Below are 15,575 nucleotides of genomic sequence, written 5' to 3'. Positions count from 1 at the left end.
ATTGAAGAGAGTTTTACTAATTGAAGATGAAGTAAGTATTGCAGAATTACAGCGAGATTATTTAGAAATTAATGATTTTCAAGTTGATGTAGAGCATTCTGGAGAAACAGGCTTACAAAGGGCTTTACAGGAAGATTATGACTTAATTATTTTAGATATTATGCTTCCGAAGATGAACGGATTTGAAATTTGTAAACAAATACGCGCTATAAAAGACATTCCTATTTTGCTTGTTTCAGCAAAGAAGGAAGATATAGATAAAATTCGCGGACTCGGATTAGGTGCAGATGATTATATAACGAAACCATTTAGTCCAAGTGAGTTAGTTGCAAGAGTAAAAGCACATATTTCTCGTTATGAAAGATTACCAGGAAATATGGTTAAGAAGCGTGATACATTATACATTCACGGGATTTCTATCGATCAGCGAGCGAGGAAAGTTTTTATAAATAATGAAGAAGTTTCGTTTACAACGAAGGAATTTGATTTATTAACATTTTTTGTAATGCATCCAAACCAAGTGTTAAATAAAGAACAGTTATTTGAACGCATTTGGGGATTAGACTCAGCTGGCGATTTAGCAACGGTTGTTGTTCATATTAGAAAGTTACGTGAAAAAATTGAAAGAGATCCTGCTCATCCGCAATATATTGAAACAGTGTGGGGAGCTGGTTATCGCTTTAATGTGTAGTAAACCTGTCAAATTGTTGATAGGTTTTTTTATTGAAAAAAATGAGATTAAAAATATATTATCTTTATTTTATCTTTTTTTAATAATTTATTTATAGGCAATTTATACCCGCTATTTATTATAAATATCATAGGAAACAATGAAGATATTAATCATAAATTTGGAGGGTATAAAGATGAAAAAAATGAAATTTTTAGTACCAGCAGTAATTGGATTTACAGTACTTGTAACAGGGTGCGCGCAAGGTGAAACGAAGGCGGAATCAAAACAAGAAACGAAGCAAGAGGCGAAAAAAGAGAAGAAAAAACAACAAGCACAAATTACGAAATTAGAGCCATTAAATGCGATGACATTGCAACTAACGTTTGCTAAACCGTTATCAGAAGAAGAAGTGAAATTAGAAAACTTAGATGCTATTAAGAAAAACTTCGTGTTTAGTAATGGCCTGGAAATTGTGAATGTACCGAGACTAAAAACAGGGGCAACGAGTACATATATCGTACCTGTAAAGGTGCAAAAACCAGGTAAAAAATATACGTTAAGTTATAAGGGTGGTAAAAAAGAAAAGTTTGAAGGAAGTTCGGAAAAGATTAATGTTCGCCAAGCGAAGCAAGTGACAAATGATACGTTTGAAATTGAATCATTTTTAGAAGATGGTGTGGTAGATTATGCAAATATTATTGAAGCGTATAAAGCAGGAAGAGGTAATCAAGCATTCCAATTAGATGAAGAAAATAAAGATAAAGATGGTAAACAATATCAAATCATTTCTTCACTTCGTGATAGAAAACTAACGATTACAGCAAGTTCAGGTGAGAAAATTGAAGTTGGATATGTTCCGTTTACACAAGCAGCAGATGGTAGACAAGCGCCTAAATTCCGCCTACCTGCAGGCCAAACGTTGAAGCTAGGAACAAAATACACAATTACGTCTGACTGGGCAACTGTTAAAAATCCGAAATTTACTGCTTCGTCTATCGCTCCGTTAATCATTCAAAGTGCAGAAGCAATAGACAATACATCTATTCAAGTTACATTAGATAAAGATCCGAGCATGGAACTCTTTGCTGGTAGAAAAGTAGAATTACAAAGTGCAGACGGAAATAAAGTAGAAGCACAATATCGCTTCAGCTCTCGAAAAGGTACAGTAGGAATCTTCGACTTACAAAACGGTGCAACTCTGCAGCAAGGAATGAAGTATACAGTTATGCCGATGGGAGGCTGGGCGACTGGCGAGCAAGTTACATTTGTAGGGAAGTAAAATATGAAAAAGTAGCAAGTTTAGTGCCTGCTACTTTTTTTGTGTAACGATTTATAAAATTTTTGAGTAGTAGAAGTAAATAAGGCGACTTCTTCTAAAAAAGGATAATGGTTACTGTCCTCAAATGGCACAAAAATAGAATTGCGTATCCCCTCATGCATTTCAATAGAATATTGAATCGGGCACTGCACATCATGTCTTCCGCAAATAATAAGCGTCTTTGTATGGATAGAAGGTAAGTACTTTCTTAAATCAAATAACGGATATTCATAAGAGAAAGCGTTCATCCGGCTAGCGGACATTGTTTTTTGGATTGGTTTACAAAAATAAGAGTTGTAGTTTTCAGGTTTATACAATGATAATTTGGTTCTCTTAGTAGATAGTTCTTTTCGCTCTTCATTTGTAAGGTGAGGGCTTTTTAAGCTCTCGATGAGTTCTTGCATATAATGAAACTGCGGATGTTCTGGATGATAAATACAATTAGATGTTTTCGTATAATCGCTCGCTGCAGCCCCGACCACAACTAATGATTGCAAGGAAGTTGGATATGTAATGGCATATAAAAGTCCAAGCATACCGCCTGTTGAATGACCAGCCAAATGCCATGTGGGAAATTGTAAAGATTCTCGTATCGCTTCTAAGTCGTGAATCGTTTCGATCATACGTAATTCATTTTCTGACCGGGCTTTTACAGAGTTACCAGCGTCTCGTAAATTAATAAGGAATACACGATGTGTAGAAGTAAAAACATCCGCAAAGTAATCAACAGTTTCATTAAATTGTGAATAGTGATGTGTAATGCAAAGCGGTTCACCATTTCCTTTTGTAAAGAGTTCAAATGTGCCACGTTTCGTGTTAATTATTTGTTGTTTCCACATAATATCACTCCCTTGTCTTATAAAAGTTGGACCAGTCCATTAGTAACTGAAAATATATCAGCGATTTTTCGATTATATCGACCGCAACTCGAAATATATCAGCGATTTTTCGATTATATCGACCACAACTCGAAATATATCAGCGATTTTTCGATTATATCGACCGCAACTCGAAATATATCAGCGATTATCAAAATATATCGACCGCAACTCAAAATATATCAGCGATTATTAAAATATATCGACTTACCGACAGAAACCGACAATAAATAAAAGGAGGCTGTTCAAAAAGCGAGCCTCCTCTCTGTTTAATATAAAGATTTTGTCATATTATTCCGAATAATTTCAAGAGATTTCGCTACAGTTAATGCATTTTTTTCTTCGATTTCTGGTTTTCTAGGGATAGGTTGATACATGTTGTCTGGATCTTCCCATGTGAGGGGAAGTTCTGTTTCTGCTTGTCCTTTCCAAGCGTCAATCCATTCTGGGGGGAGATAACCTGAGATGTTTTGGATGTTGTTCATTTCGAGCCAAATGAGTGCCCAGGCTCTTGGGACGACGCGCCAGTGGTCGTAGCCACCGCCGCCGACGGCAATCCAGCGACCATTACAATATTCATTAGCGATTTCACGAGCAAGTTTCGGTATTTCACGATAAATGTTCATCGTTGCGCAAAGGTGTGTGAGTGGATCGTAATAATGAGCGTCAGCACCATTTTGCGTTAAAATAATATCCGGTTTAAAGTACTCTGCAACTTCTTTAACAACAGTTCGATATGAATCTAAAAATGATTCGTCTTCTGTAAAAGCATCGAGTGGAACGTTAAAAGAATAACTATATCCATTTCCTTGTCCACGTTCATTTACTGCGCCAGTTCCAGGGAATAAATAACGCCCAGTTTCATGTAATGAAATGGTGCACACGTTAGGATCGTCATAAAAAGACCATTGTACCCCGTCACCGTGATGAGCATCTGTATCAATATATAAAACGCGTAAACCGTATTTCTTCTGAATGTATTTCATTGCGATAGAGCTATCATTATAAATGCAAAAGCCAGATGCTTTACCACGAAAGCCATGATGTAAGCCGCCGCCTAAATTGAGGGCGTGCTTTACTTTCCCGGAAAGAACAGCATCGACAGCTGTTAACGTACCGCCAACGAGTAATGCACTTGCTTCATGCATATTTGGAAACATCGGTGTATCTTCTGTTCCGAGCCCATATGTCATCGCAATTGATTTTTCTAACTTTCCTTCTCCAGCAAGTTTTACCGCATTTATGTACTCCTCTGTATGAATGAATGCAATTTCCTCATCCGTAGCCATTCTTGGCGAGATGACTTGAGAAGGGGAGATAAAACCACTCTTTTGTAATAAATCATACGTAAGTGTGACGCGTAGTTGGTTAAAAGGATGATCAGGGCTAAAAGAATAGCCCCGAAAATCGTCTGAATAAATGAAGGCGCTGCTCATGCTTGCATCCCCATTATGTTTGGCCATAATACGCGGTAGCCCTCTGCTTCAAGTGCATCAATCACTTTTAGAGGATTCATCGTTTGAATGCGGAAAACAAGTACTTTATCATTCTCGTCTTTTGCTGGATAGACGAGAACGCTCACAATATTAATTTTTAAATTGCTAAAAATAGCAACTACTTTTCCGAGAATACCAGGTTCATTCTTCACTTGAATTTCAATTTGTGAACTAGGCTGATGTGCTCCTGTTAATTTCACTAATGTGTGCAGTACTGTAGATTCGGAAATAATGCCTACTAGCTTTCCGGCCTTTGTAACAGGGAGACAGCCAATTTTATTTTCAAAAAATAAAGTAGCAATTTCCTCAACGAAATCAAGAGGATGGCAAGTCATGACAGGGTGTTTCATAATAAGTTCGAGCGGTTGCTGTAGCATATCGAGTGAAACTTGTTCATCAAGAATTGATGGACTTGCATCTCTTACATCCCGGTCAGAAATAATGCCTACTACGTGATTATTTTGATCGACAATTGGAATGTGCCGAATACCTTTCGTACGTATTGTTCGGATTGCTGTTTCGATTGTGTCATCTGGATGCAATGTTACTACATTTTGATTCATAATTTCTTCTACAATCATTCCAGTTGCCCCCTTTATTAATACATAAAACGATTGTGAAAACGTAGACGATCGAATGCTTGAATGGAATCCGTATCGACGCGCTTACCGATGCGAACCATTAAACAGTTAGCGGGGTGTGAACAAATTTCAGGATCGTCTGTAGCCATCCATTGTAAACCACCGGCATTCATCATTTTTTCCATTACTTTTCGGTATTCCCAAACATTTAAGCCTGTTTGTTTTAAATCCCAGTGCCAATAATATTCAGTCGTTAATATAATGTAATCTTCCATATGATCGTCCATCATTGAAACTTCTAATAAGTTTTTTCCGACAGAGCAACCGCGAAAGGCTGGGACAACTTCAATCGCCCCGAGTTCAATTAAGTTTTCAATCTTTCCTTCTGACCATCGCTCGAGCGGATCAGGATATAAGTATGTAACATATCCAACGATCGTTTGGTCATGTCTAGCAATAATGAGACGAGCTTCTGGCAATTTAGAAATTTCGACAATTGCTTTATATTGCTGCTCGGCAGGACGAAACGCAATTAAGTCTGGATGAAATTCATACATTTCAAGATTATGTGTAGAGACAGGACCTTCAATAATTAAAGTACCTTTCGCTGTTTTTAAGTTTCTGGCATTATATATTTTTTTATGAATCAATTTATTGCTCACCACCTTGAGGGTTTGTGAATCTATTAATATCGTACTTTATAATATATGCGATGTGAATCGAATTTTGTCATTAAAAATTTGTCTAAAAATCAACAAATATACTGAAAATTTTAAATAATATCATTATAATAGATAATAGAATACATAGGAGGGGGATGTAAAGTATGAAAGTGGAAACGCTTCCTGTCATTAAAGGAGAAAATAATTTGCCGAATTATGAAGAGGCATACGCGAATTTTAACTGGGAAGAGGTTAATAAAAATTTTACTTGGAATGAAACTGGCCGAGTAAATATGGCGTATGAGGCAATTGATAAGCATGCGAAATCCGATCGAAAGAATAAAGTAGCACTTTATTATCAAGATGGATCGCGAAAAGAGAAATATACGTTTAAGGAAATGAAGGATTTTTCTAATAAAGCAGGAAATGTCCTGAAAAACTATGGCGATGTTGAGAAAGGCGATCGCGTTTTTATTTTTATGCCGCGTTCCCCAGAATTATATTTCGCACTTCTAGGTGCAGTGAAATTAGGGGCAATTGTTGGACCATTATTTGAAGCATTTATGGAAGGCGCAGTTCGCGATCGTTTAGAAGATAGCGAAGCAAAGGTGTTAATTACAACTCCTGAATTGTTAGAGCGCATACCATTAAATGATTTACCTGCTTTAAAAACGGTCTTCCTTGTTGGAGACAATGCAGAAGAAGGCGGTAAAACTGTAGCGTTCAATCCTTTATTTGAACAAGCTTCAAAAGAATTACATATCGAGTGGTTAGGCCGTGAAGACGGTTTAATTCTACATTACACATCGGGTTCTACTGGTAAGCCAAAAGGCGTCCTTCATGCTCAAAACGCTATGGTGCAGCACTATCAAACAGCGAAATGGGTATTAGACTTAAAAGAAGATGATGTATATTGGTGTACAGCTGATCCTGGCTGGGTAACTGGAACAGCTTACGGTATTTTTGCACCGTGGTTAGTGGGGGCATCAAATGTTATTTTAGGTGGACGCTTTAGTCCAGAAGCGTGGTATGAAGCGCTACAAGATTACGGTGTAACAGTTTGGTATAGCGCACCAACAGCGTTCCGTATGTTAATGGGAGCTGGACAAGACGCAATTAAAAAATATGATTTATCACAAGTGCGTCACGTATTAAGTGTTGGTGAGCCATTAAATCCAGAAGTAATTCGCTGGGGTATGAGCGCATTTGGACTTCGTATTCATGATACGTGGTGGATGACAGAAACAGGTGGACAAGTTATTTGTAACTATCCTTGTATGGAAATCCGTCCAGGTTCAATGGGTAAACCAATTCCAGGTGTGAAAGCAGCGATTGTTGATAATGAAGGAAATGAAGTGCCTCCATACACAATGGGGAATTTAGCGATTGGTAAAGGTTGGCCAGCTATGATGCGTGGAATCTGGAATAACCCACAAAAATATGATTCTTACTTCATGCCGGGAGATTGGTACGTATCAGGAGACTCTGCCTATATGGACGAAGATGGATACTTCTGGTTCCAAGGACGTATTGATGATGTAATTATGACGTCAGGTGAGCGCGTTGGTCCGTTTGAAGTAGAAAGTAAATTAATCGAGCATGCTGCTGTAGCAGAAGCTGGTGTAATTGGTATTCCTGATCCAGTACGCGGGGAAATCATTAAAGCATTTATCGCGCTTCGCGTGGGATACGAACCATCTGATGAATTAAAAGAAGAGATTCGTCAATTTGTGAAAAAAGGCCTAGCAGCTCATGCAGCGCCAAGACAAATTGAATTTAGAGATAAATTACCGAAAACGAGAAGTGGTAAAATTATGCGCCGCGTATTAAAAGCGTGGGAATTAAACTTACCAACAGGCGATTTATCGACGATGGAAGATTAAGAGAGAAAGGTCTGAACGAAATGACGTTCAGACCTTTCTTTTTTTATGGTATCATAAACTCATATATATAAGTTAAAGGGGATAGTATGATGAAAACAGAAAAAGAAAAGATGATACAAGGGGAAATGTACATACCAGCTGATCCGGTTTTAGTACAAGAGAGGGAGCAAGCTCGTATATTAACAAGAAAGTTAAATGAAACATCAGAAGTAAAATTAGAAGAACGTAGTGCAATCGTAAAAGAATTATTCGGAACGACTGGAGATAACATTCATCTTGAATCTTCTTTTAGATGTGATTACGGTTATAATATTCACGTTAGTGAAAACTTTTACGCAAACTTTGATTGCACTATTTTAGACGTATGCCCAGTTACAATCGGAGTGAATTGTATGTTAGCTCCAGGAGTTCACATTTATACAGCAACGCACCCACTTGATCCGGTGGAGCGCATAAGCGGATCAGAGTACGGAAAACCAGTAACAATTGGCGATAACGTATGGATTGGCGGAAGAGCGATTATTAATCCGGGGGTAACAATTGGACATAATGCAGTCATTGCATCTGGAGCTGTTGTAACGAAAGATGTACCAGATAATGTAGTAGTTGGCGGGAATCCTGCGAAAATTATTAAAAAAATAAAATAATATTTGAACGAAGTGCCTTCCTCGTCTGTATACATTTATGAAAGAATAGATGAGGGAGGCTTTTTATATGTCCAATAAATTGATGCTTACTTTTGCTTTAATTGGAATTATAGTTGTGTTTTCTTGTGGTATGTTATTACCTATACCAATTGGATTTAAAATTTCAATGATTACAGTTGGGATTATTATGATTGTTATTTTTTCAATCCTTATTCCGTTTGATAAGAAGTATATTGTACGAAAAAATGGAAATAAAATTGATTTTACAAAAACAAAAATATATTTTCGTTGGAATGTATTTGATACAATTTCGGTCTGTCTTGCAGTGTATGCATGTATATGTGTGCTGGCGTTAAATATTTTAGTTTCAACCGGCCATACGATTCAAAACCCATATGTTCAATTTTTTACGAACCAGTCACAAGCATGGGTCATTGTCGCAAGTGCATATTTAATTTCCCGTATTTCATTAACGTTAAAAGGAATAAAGGAGATCAAAAAAAATGGCGCAGATTGGGATTGAGGAGGAACTCATGCTTGCGTATCAAAATGGAGATAAGCAAGCGGGAGAAAAACTATATGTTTTAATCAAGCCAGCGCTATATACATTTTTGTATCGATTTAATCGTGATGAACAACTGAGTATAGATCTCGTTCAAGATACATTTTTAACGTTAGAGCATAAGAAACATATGTATGAAATCGAAAAAGGAAAAATAAAAACGTATTTATTTCAAATCGGTTATCGTCTTATGATTAATAAATTAAATAGAAGAAAAAAGTGGCGTTCGCTCTTACCGTTTTTAGTACCGATTCAAGAAAAGGAATTTTCCCACGAAGATCGGCTCACGGTAAGAGAAGCAATTTTGAAAGTTCCTGAAGAACAGCGAGCGGTCCTGATTCTTTCTTATTATCATGATATGCAGCAAAAAGAAATTGCAGAGGTACTAGATATTCCTATTGGAACAGTGAAGTCGAGACTTCATAACGGGATAAAGAAATTAAAACAATTGCTGGAGGTGGATGAAATTGAGCGAAAATCCCTTTAAGAATGAATATAAATTAAAGCAGCATTTAGATAGTGACCATGTAGAAATACCGGATTTTCCGAAAACGGTAAGTCGCTTCGATCGATTACTTGGATTTCTTGCTTCTCCAGCGAAAGATCCTGTGGAGGCGACGATTGGGAATGATTTATCGGTTGTGTTTCATGTATCGTTATTAGTTGGTGTGCCAGTTCTTTCTCTTATTACGATACTCCTTGCGACGTTGTAAAGGATTGGGAAGGAGAGAAATCCTACCTCTATTTGACACGCCTATATAAATGATGGTATAAAGAAAAGTATATGAATAATTGAGCGTGGAAAGGGAGAAGTAGTGATCATTTCCCTGTTTTAGAGAGCTGATGGTCGGTGAAAATCAGCACATAGATGATCGCGAATTACGCCCCTAGAGCATCTTTTTTCGATTGAGTTATATTCAAAAGGGAAAAGACGGTGCTAAGCCGTTATGTAAATAAGGTGGTAGGCTTTTTTGTCTGCAACTAGGGTGGTAACGCGATGATCAAAATCGTCCCTTATTTGAAGGGGCGATTTTTTTATGTTTTCAACCTTCACGCCAGTAATGAACTTAAAGGAGAGTATGTAGGATATGGGTATTTTACAAGATCTTGAATTTCGCGGGCTAATTAATCAGCAAACAGATGCTGAGGGATTAGAGCAATTATTAGAAAAAGAAAGCGTTAAATTATACTGTGGTTTCGACCCGACAGCGGATAGCTTACATATTGGTCATATGTTACCAGTATTAATGTTACGTCGTTTCCAATTAGCTGGTCACCAACCAATCGCACTTGTTGGTGGTGGTACTGGTATGATCGGTGACCCAAGTGGTAAAAAAGCAGAGCGTACATTAAATACGAAAGATACAGTTGCTTACTACACGGAAAGCATTAAAAACCAACTTTCAAACTTCTTAGAGTTTGAAAATGTGGACAACCCAGCAACGATGGCTAATAACTATGACTGGCTTGGTAACTTAGATGTAATTACATTCTTACGCGATATCGGTAAAAACTTCGGTTTAAACTATATGTTAGCAAAAGATACAGTAGCATCTCGTTTAGAAACTGGTATTTCATTTACTGAGTTTAGTTACATGATTTTACAATCATACGACTTCTTAAACTTATACCAACAACACAATTGCCGTCTTCAAATCGGTGGTAGTGACCAATGGGGTAACATTACAGCTGGTCTTGAATTAATCCGTAAATCAGAAGAAGATGCGAAAGCATTCGGTTTAACAATTCCACTAGTTACAAAATCTGACGGTACGAAGTTTGGTAAAACAGAGGGCGGCGCAATTTGGTTAGACCCAGAGAAAACAACTCCTTACGAGTTCTACCAATTCTGGATCAATACAGATGACCGCGATGTAGTTAAATACTTAAAATACTTCACATTCTTATCTCATGAAGAAATTCTTGAGCTTGAGAAGCAAGTAACTGAAGCACCAGAAAAACGTGCAGGACAAAAATCATTAGGATCTGAAATGACAAAACTTGTTCACGGCGAAGAAGCGTTAGAGCAAGCAATTAAAATTTCAGCTGCATTATTCAGTGGCTCAGTAGCAGAACTTACTGCAAGCGAAATCGAACAAGGATTCAAAGACGTACCATCTGTAGAACGTACTGCAGAAGATACGGTATTAATCGACTTACTTGTAGAAAGCAAAATCTCTCCATCTAAACGTCAAGCACGTGAAGATGTAACGAACGGTGCAATCTACGTAAACGGTGAGCGTACACAAGCGTTAGACTATGTTGTAACAGAAAACGACCGCATCGAAGGTAAATTTACAATTATTCGCCGCGGTAAGAAGAAATATTTCTTAATTCGTTACTAATCAGAAACGAATTTAAAACAAATAGTACCCCGAATGGTAGGCTGAAAAGTCTATCGTTCGGGGTTTTTATGTATGCATTTAAATTGCCTCATGATTTCTTTTAAATAGAATATGAAGAATTAATACGAGCATATAAAGTAAGCTAATTAACATAACGACAAATGCTGCGGGATAAAATTTTGCCGCATATATAAAGAAGTCGATTTGATAAATATCTTGGTAATTTGAAACGGTGCCTTTAAAGTAATTCGTAAACTTAGCACTATATTTCCATTCATCAGGATAATCTATTAAATTACTCCCTTGATACCAACTCATAAGTGCTGAAGTAATAAACAGCATACATGCACTGCCCAATTGAACCATTTGGTTTATTGTCAAAACGAATCAACCTCCTATTTTATGGTTATTATAACGTGCATTCGTATTCCTGTAACCTTTTTGTTGTAATCTCCTTTTCGAGTTCATACGGAAATCACATGTAAGCGGTATGATAAACGTATAACAAATAGAAAGGAGTGGTAAAACGAAATGTCACTAGAAGCGCTCATTATTTTTTCTTTGCTAAATGCGGGTCAGCTTGCAGAGAACACGAAGGTTGATATACATAAAGAGCAGAAAGATGCTTATGTATATGTTCAAAAAGAGGAAAATAAATAACTTTAATATATATAAATAAAAGCTACTCGAAGTAACTGAATGAACTGTACCCTATAAAATGGACAGTTTAATAAAAAAGCCCTGAAAAATCAAGCACTTAAAAGGTGGTTCCGATATTCGATCGGAGCCATCTTTTTTAATGTCCACTGATAACGATTATAATTATACTCCTCCATATAATCCTTTATGTTGAGCTCAAGGGATTCAAAGGTTTGACAATCTTTATAATCTAATTCATCTTTCATATGACCAAAAAAGGATTCCATTGGTGCATTGTCTAAACAATTGCCCCTACGGGACATAGATTGTCTGATCCCCATTTCTCTTACACGTTTCTGAAATTCAGGGTGTGTATAATGAATACCTTGGTCTGAATGTAGAAGCGCTTCAGGATGAATGACTTCTCCTAATCTCTCTTTCAAGTTATCTAATGTTTGATAGACGATATCCATTCGTAAAGAGGAAGAGACATGATAGGCTAAAATCTCTCGTGTTGCGCTGTCTTTTACACATGATAAATAAGCCTTCTTTCCTTTTCCATAAAATAAATAGGTAATATCCGTTAACATACTTTTTTCAGGCTCTTCTTGATTGAATTGGCGTTTTAAAAGGTTCGGACATGTTTTATGTTCTTGTGTCGCTTTTGCGATGTGTTTATAAGGATTCGCTCGGCGAATCTTTGTCACAAGGCTATATTTACGCATAATACGATAAATACGCTTGAGATTCATACAAATTCCTTTTGTCTTTTCCAACACCATTTTGATAGAACGACCACCACATGTTTTCCCTTTTCGATTGAAAATTTCTTGGATCCATTCATAATCTGTTTCATCATTGCGTTCTTTTTCCAGCTGTTTATCTGTCTGATGAAGCCACGCATAGTATCCACTCCGACTTACCCCAGCCAGTGTGCAAAGGTAACGCACCATACGTGGGAATTGAAATCGACGTAAGGTTTGTTCAATCAGTGTGTATGTTTCTCGTGGTGTTAACACTTCTTCTGTAACGCCTGCCTTTCGAGTTCGTCTAACTTTTTTAGGAATGTTAATTCCGCTTCTAAAAACGCAATACGTGCTTCCGCTTTCTTTAATTTTTCATCAGAAGAGAGGGTTTTTTCCGAAGGGCGTCCCGTACTTCCTTTCCCACGGCGTTCTGTATAAAAGCCTTCCTCACCAAATTGTTCAAAGGTTCTTCGCCAACGTTTCAAGCATTGTTTTGGCTTCTTCTCACCAATCACAGCTAAGTCAAACCCATTCTCTAAAAAGATTTGGCTAGGACCTTTTCCTTGTTGATTTTCTTTTACCGCTCTTACTTTGAAATCTGAACAATAGCTAATCGAACGGTCCGACGCTTTTAATACATTTTTATTTTTTTCTAGCTGTTTCATTTGAATTTCGTTAAAAATAATTTTACTCATTCTCCGTACCTCATTTCTATCGTTGGTTCCATTATAACGAGGTTTTTTGATAAAAATACACAAAAACCCCGAATCATGGGGCTTTTTTTAAGTGTCCATGATTCGGGGTACAGTTCACCTCACTACAAGGCGTTCTTCTTTTTTTATTTTATTCGTCGTCTTCAAAATCGCGTAAGCTATCCAGCAATTCTGTAAAAGATGAACAAACAGGGTAAATTGCTTCTTCCATCTCTTCTTCCTCATGATCCCAAAATACAACGGTTGGGGCTTCGGGATTATTTCGGTAATCAAAGCATAGAAGGTTACCAAACGGGTCTCTAGCAAAAGGGTATACTTTATCAACTAATCTATCTTTTATACCTTCATAGTTTTGGACAATCGAATATTTATCTTCTATATGAAGAGTTAAGAGGTCACTGAATACATTTTCATCTTGTCCTGGTACATCAAATACTTTTGGGTTAGGGTATCCCCCGTCATATTTCTTCACGCACGCAACAAAATCGTTGGGTAATTTAATATTAAAATATTGTTCTATCTTTTGGATTTCTTCGTCTGTAACTGGTGTTTTACTCATAAAGGACCATGTAATATTGTTCATTTTTGCCACTCCTTATTTATCGCTATCTTTTCCCCAAATTCTATATCCACCTGTATGACCAGTATCGTGATGTATCTGATAATCTACAAGTTGCATTCTACCAGTATCTTGATGGTGATGCCATGTGTAATGCTTTGGTGTTTCACCTTGTTTAAACATTTGGATTTCTTCTTTCGTAAATTTTGAAGCTAAATCAGGGTCTTTTATTATTTGTTCGTATAATGCTTTACTACATTTTCTAAAATGTGTTGGTCTAGATTTTTTGAAGTCTGCCTCTTTGAGGATTACCTCACCCTTAGATTTAAAAATAGGGAACCCATCTGCATCATACGGAATACCTGTAACAGGATGTTTGTCTCCTGCCAACTCACCTTTTCTTAATCTTATTGTCTTAGGGCCATTTGGACCTTCATAAGTATATGGAGCTGCTTTCTGCAAATACTGTTGGATACTTCCAACTCCTGCATATGAGAAAGGAGTTCCAGGTATGAATTCATAGTTATTTAATATATGCAATGCATTTCTGTATGCAGAGGAGTTTGTTAGAAGCGATTTTCCTTTTGTAAGACTTGTAACAGCTGCTACTTTTCCTACTTGTCCAACTTTATCCAGACCTTTGCTACCAATAAAACCAGTGAGTAGCGAAGTGACTGCATAAGCTGCATAATGTTCTCTACTTTCCATATCCCCATTCCAAAATTCATTCATGAATGAATCTGATAAAGCATTCCATGCAGCAGGAAGTGTTTCCTCATAGTTTACAATCGCATCCCGCATATTCAACCAGGTCTCTTTATCTCCCAAAGCAACAAATCCGTCCCATGCGTCTACAACGCCATCTACTACACCAGTGGAAATACCAGTCCAGGCATCGTTCAAATCCTTTTTATTTCTATCCCAAAAGGATTGTTCTGATTGTGGTGGGATTTTGCCGCACATTGCACCTTCTTCAATTGAATTATCAGCCTGACGCTTCCTATCTTCTGTAATTGCTTGGATAGAAGTCACCCATTCCATATTCAACGCTTGTGTACTAAATGTACCACTTGCAGGACTAAAACCTTTTCCACTTTGGACTTCTGCAAGACCTGTTGCAATACTAGCAGCTAATTGAATTGCTGTACTGTAGTTATTGCTAGATGTTTGGTTGAACTGATACAAATGATCTAACTTTTCTTGAAGTTTGCGCCTCATGGCAATAAAAAGATTTACCATAGCATCCATACCTGGGATTGGCATAGCTTGACTGATAGCTTCCATACTTGCCTTCATTCGGTCAATTTCTCGAATTTGTTCTAATATTTCTTGTTCGATTACATCTGTCGAAGCGACCTGTGATTGAAATTGATTTGGAAAGGCATCATTCTGACGAATTAGTTCTTCACACAAATAAATGATTCCTTGTGCTAAAGGACGAAAAGTTTCTGCAAAGAATGCCTTTGCACTGTCATATGTTTGCCCTTGTAGAACAGTATCACTGGTGAAAGCATCAATCGACTGAATAGCTTGTTCCATACCTTGAATAGTAGCGGTACAGAAAGCATTCATACTTTGTGTTTGAGCCTGTACTTCTCCCAGATACATATTTAAAGACATGAACTTTCCCTCCCCTTTACAAGGAAATAATACCAATTTAAGGGGAGGGTTGTAAATGGAATATTCTCATAAATTCATGATCAAAGAGGTACTTGTTCATTAAGTTCTTTAATCTCATTCGGATGCTCGGGTGATGCAGGGGTTTTTAAGGTTGAATGTAAATAGAAAAGGGGAAGGTATAGTTTATGTACAAAAGAATACGTTGTAAAAATAATATTAACAAAAGGGGAGGAAGGAGAGTATAACAAAGAAA

General features: G+C 37.1%; 17 protein-coding genes and 1 other annotated feature. Of the genes, 9 read left to right on the top strand and 8 right to left on the bottom strand.

Going from position 1 to position 15,575, the window contains the following annotated elements:
• Window position 1 precedes the first annotated feature (1 nt).
• Window positions 2-691, top strand: a complete 690-nt coding sequence (locus MHI07_RS21925) for a response regulator transcription factor (protein ID WP_340826269.1) — start codon at window positions 2-4, stop codon at window positions 689-691.
• Between the two features lie 175 nt (window positions 692-866).
• On the top strand, window positions 867-1,952 hold the full coding sequence (locus MHI07_RS21920) for a hypothetical protein (protein ID WP_340826264.1): 1,086 nt from the start codon (window positions 867-869) through the stop codon (window positions 1,950-1,952).
• Window positions 1,953-1,972: 20 nt separating this feature from the next.
• Here the strand turns inward: MHI07_RS21920 and MHI07_RS21915 are convergent, their stop codons facing one another.
• The 4 genes from MHI07_RS21915 to acuA form a co-directional block, all read right to left on the bottom strand.
• On the bottom strand, window positions 1,973-2,830 hold the full coding sequence (locus MHI07_RS21915; protein ID WP_340826261.1) for an alpha/beta fold hydrolase: 858 nt from the start codon (window positions 2,828-2,830) through the stop codon (window positions 1,973-1,975).
• 308 nt (window positions 2,831-3,138) lie between these two features.
• Complete coding sequence (gene acuC, locus MHI07_RS21910) at window positions 3,139-4,305, bottom strand: acetoin utilization protein AcuC (RefSeq protein WP_080025056.1); 1,167 nt, start codon at window positions 4,303-4,305, stop codon at window positions 3,139-3,141.
• Complete coding sequence (locus MHI07_RS21905; RefSeq protein WP_340826257.1) at window positions 4,302-4,946, bottom strand: acetoin utilization AcuB family protein; 645 nt, start codon at window positions 4,944-4,946, stop codon at window positions 4,302-4,304. The genes acuC and MHI07_RS21905 overlap by 4 nt, the downstream gene beginning before the upstream one ends.
• Before the next feature lie 17 nt (window positions 4,947-4,963).
• Window positions 4,964-5,596 carry an acetoin utilization protein acetyltransferase AcuA gene (gene acuA, locus MHI07_RS21900; protein WP_002112293.1) on the bottom strand — a complete coding sequence of 211 codons (633 nt, stop codon included), beginning with the start codon at window positions 5,594-5,596 and terminating at the stop codon, window positions 4,964-4,966.
• A gap of 176 nt (window positions 5,597-5,772) precedes the next feature.
• Between acuA and acsA the strand changes: the two genes are divergently transcribed.
• The 6 genes from acsA to tyrS all read left to right on the top strand — a co-directional run bounded on the left by acsA (window position 5,773) and on the right by tyrS (window position 11,045).
• Complete coding sequence (acsA, locus tag MHI07_RS21895; protein WP_002067621.1) at window positions 5,773-7,491, top strand: acetate--CoA ligase; 1,719 nt, start codon at window positions 5,773-5,775, stop codon at window positions 7,489-7,491.
• Window positions 7,492-7,580: 89 nt separating this feature from the next.
• Complete coding sequence (locus tag MHI07_RS21890) at window positions 7,581-8,138, top strand: maltose acetyltransferase domain-containing protein (RefSeq protein ID WP_033710727.1); 558 nt, start codon at window positions 7,581-7,583, stop codon at window positions 8,136-8,138.
• Between the two features lie 67 nt (window positions 8,139-8,205).
• Entirely contained in the window at window positions 8,206-8,661 is a 456-nt protein-coding gene (locus MHI07_RS21885) for a hypothetical protein (protein ID WP_131246748.1), read from the top strand.
• Window positions 8,642-9,187 carry an RNA polymerase sigma factor gene (locus tag MHI07_RS21880; RefSeq protein ID WP_002160221.1) on the top strand — a complete coding sequence of 182 codons (546 nt, stop codon included), beginning with the start codon at window positions 8,642-8,644 and terminating at the stop codon, window positions 9,185-9,187. The genes MHI07_RS21885 and MHI07_RS21880 overlap by 20 nt, the downstream gene beginning before the upstream one ends.
• Window positions 9,168-9,413, top strand: coding sequence for a hypothetical protein (locus MHI07_RS21875; RefSeq protein ID WP_002160222.1), 246 nt, complete (start codon window positions 9,168-9,170; stop codon window positions 9,411-9,413). The genes MHI07_RS21880 and MHI07_RS21875 overlap by 20 nt, the downstream gene beginning before the upstream one ends.
• 77 nt (window positions 9,414-9,490) lie before the next feature.
• Window positions 9,491-9,718 (top strand) — a binding site (T-box leader).
• Between the two features lie 70 nt (window positions 9,719-9,788).
• The gene (gene tyrS / locus MHI07_RS21870; protein ID WP_016106357.1) at window positions 9,789-11,045 is read left to right on the top strand and encodes a tyrosine--tRNA ligase; all 1,257 of its coding nucleotides are present in this window, start codon (window positions 9,789-9,791) and stop codon (window positions 11,043-11,045) included.
• Window positions 11,046-11,123: 78 nt separating this feature from the next.
• Here tyrS and MHI07_RS21865 read toward each other — a convergent pair whose 3' ends face one another.
• Entirely contained in the window at window positions 11,124-11,426 is a 303-nt protein-coding gene (locus MHI07_RS21865; protein WP_078180059.1) for a YjdJ family protein, read from the bottom strand.
• Window positions 11,427-11,576: 150 nt separating this feature from the next.
• On the opposite strand from MHI07_RS21865, the gene MHI07_RS21860 reads away from it, so the two are divergent.
• On the top strand, window positions 11,577-11,705 hold the full coding sequence (locus MHI07_RS21860) for a hypothetical protein (protein WP_002112286.1): 129 nt from the start codon (window positions 11,577-11,579) through the stop codon (window positions 11,703-11,705).
• Between the two features lie 89 nt (window positions 11,706-11,794).
• On the opposite strand, the gene MHI07_RS21855 is transcribed toward MHI07_RS21860, so the two are convergent.
• From MHI07_RS21855 to MHI07_RS21845, 3 genes are all read right to left on the bottom strand, one after another.
• Window positions 11,795-13,125, bottom strand: a protein-coding gene (locus MHI07_RS21855) for an IS3 family transposase (RefSeq protein ID WP_340824667.1) whose coding sequence is annotated in 2 segments (ribosomal slippage) — window positions 11,795-12,738 and window positions 12,738-13,125 — 1,332 coding nt in all. Because the reading frame shifts where the segments join, the coding sequence is not laid out codon by codon here.
• Window positions 13,126-13,273: 148 nt separating this feature from the next.
• Complete coding sequence (locus MHI07_RS21850) at window positions 13,274-13,726, bottom strand: SMI1/KNR4 family protein (protein ID WP_001060039.1); 453 nt, start codon at window positions 13,724-13,726, stop codon at window positions 13,274-13,276.
• 12 nt (window positions 13,727-13,738) lie between these two features.
• A complete protein-coding gene (locus MHI07_RS21845) occupies window positions 13,739-15,322 on the bottom strand; it encodes an HNH endonuclease (protein ID WP_340826246.1) in 1,584 nt (527 codons plus the stop codon).
• Between the last annotated feature and the right edge of the window lie 253 nt (window positions 15,323-15,575).

Source organism: Bacillus sp. FSL H8-0545 (assembly GCF_038006105.1).
Lineage (GTDB): Bacteria > Bacillota > Bacilli > Bacillales > Bacillaceae_G > Bacillus_A > Bacillus_A cereus_U.
This window is presented reverse-complemented; position numbering and strand designations above follow the sequence as displayed.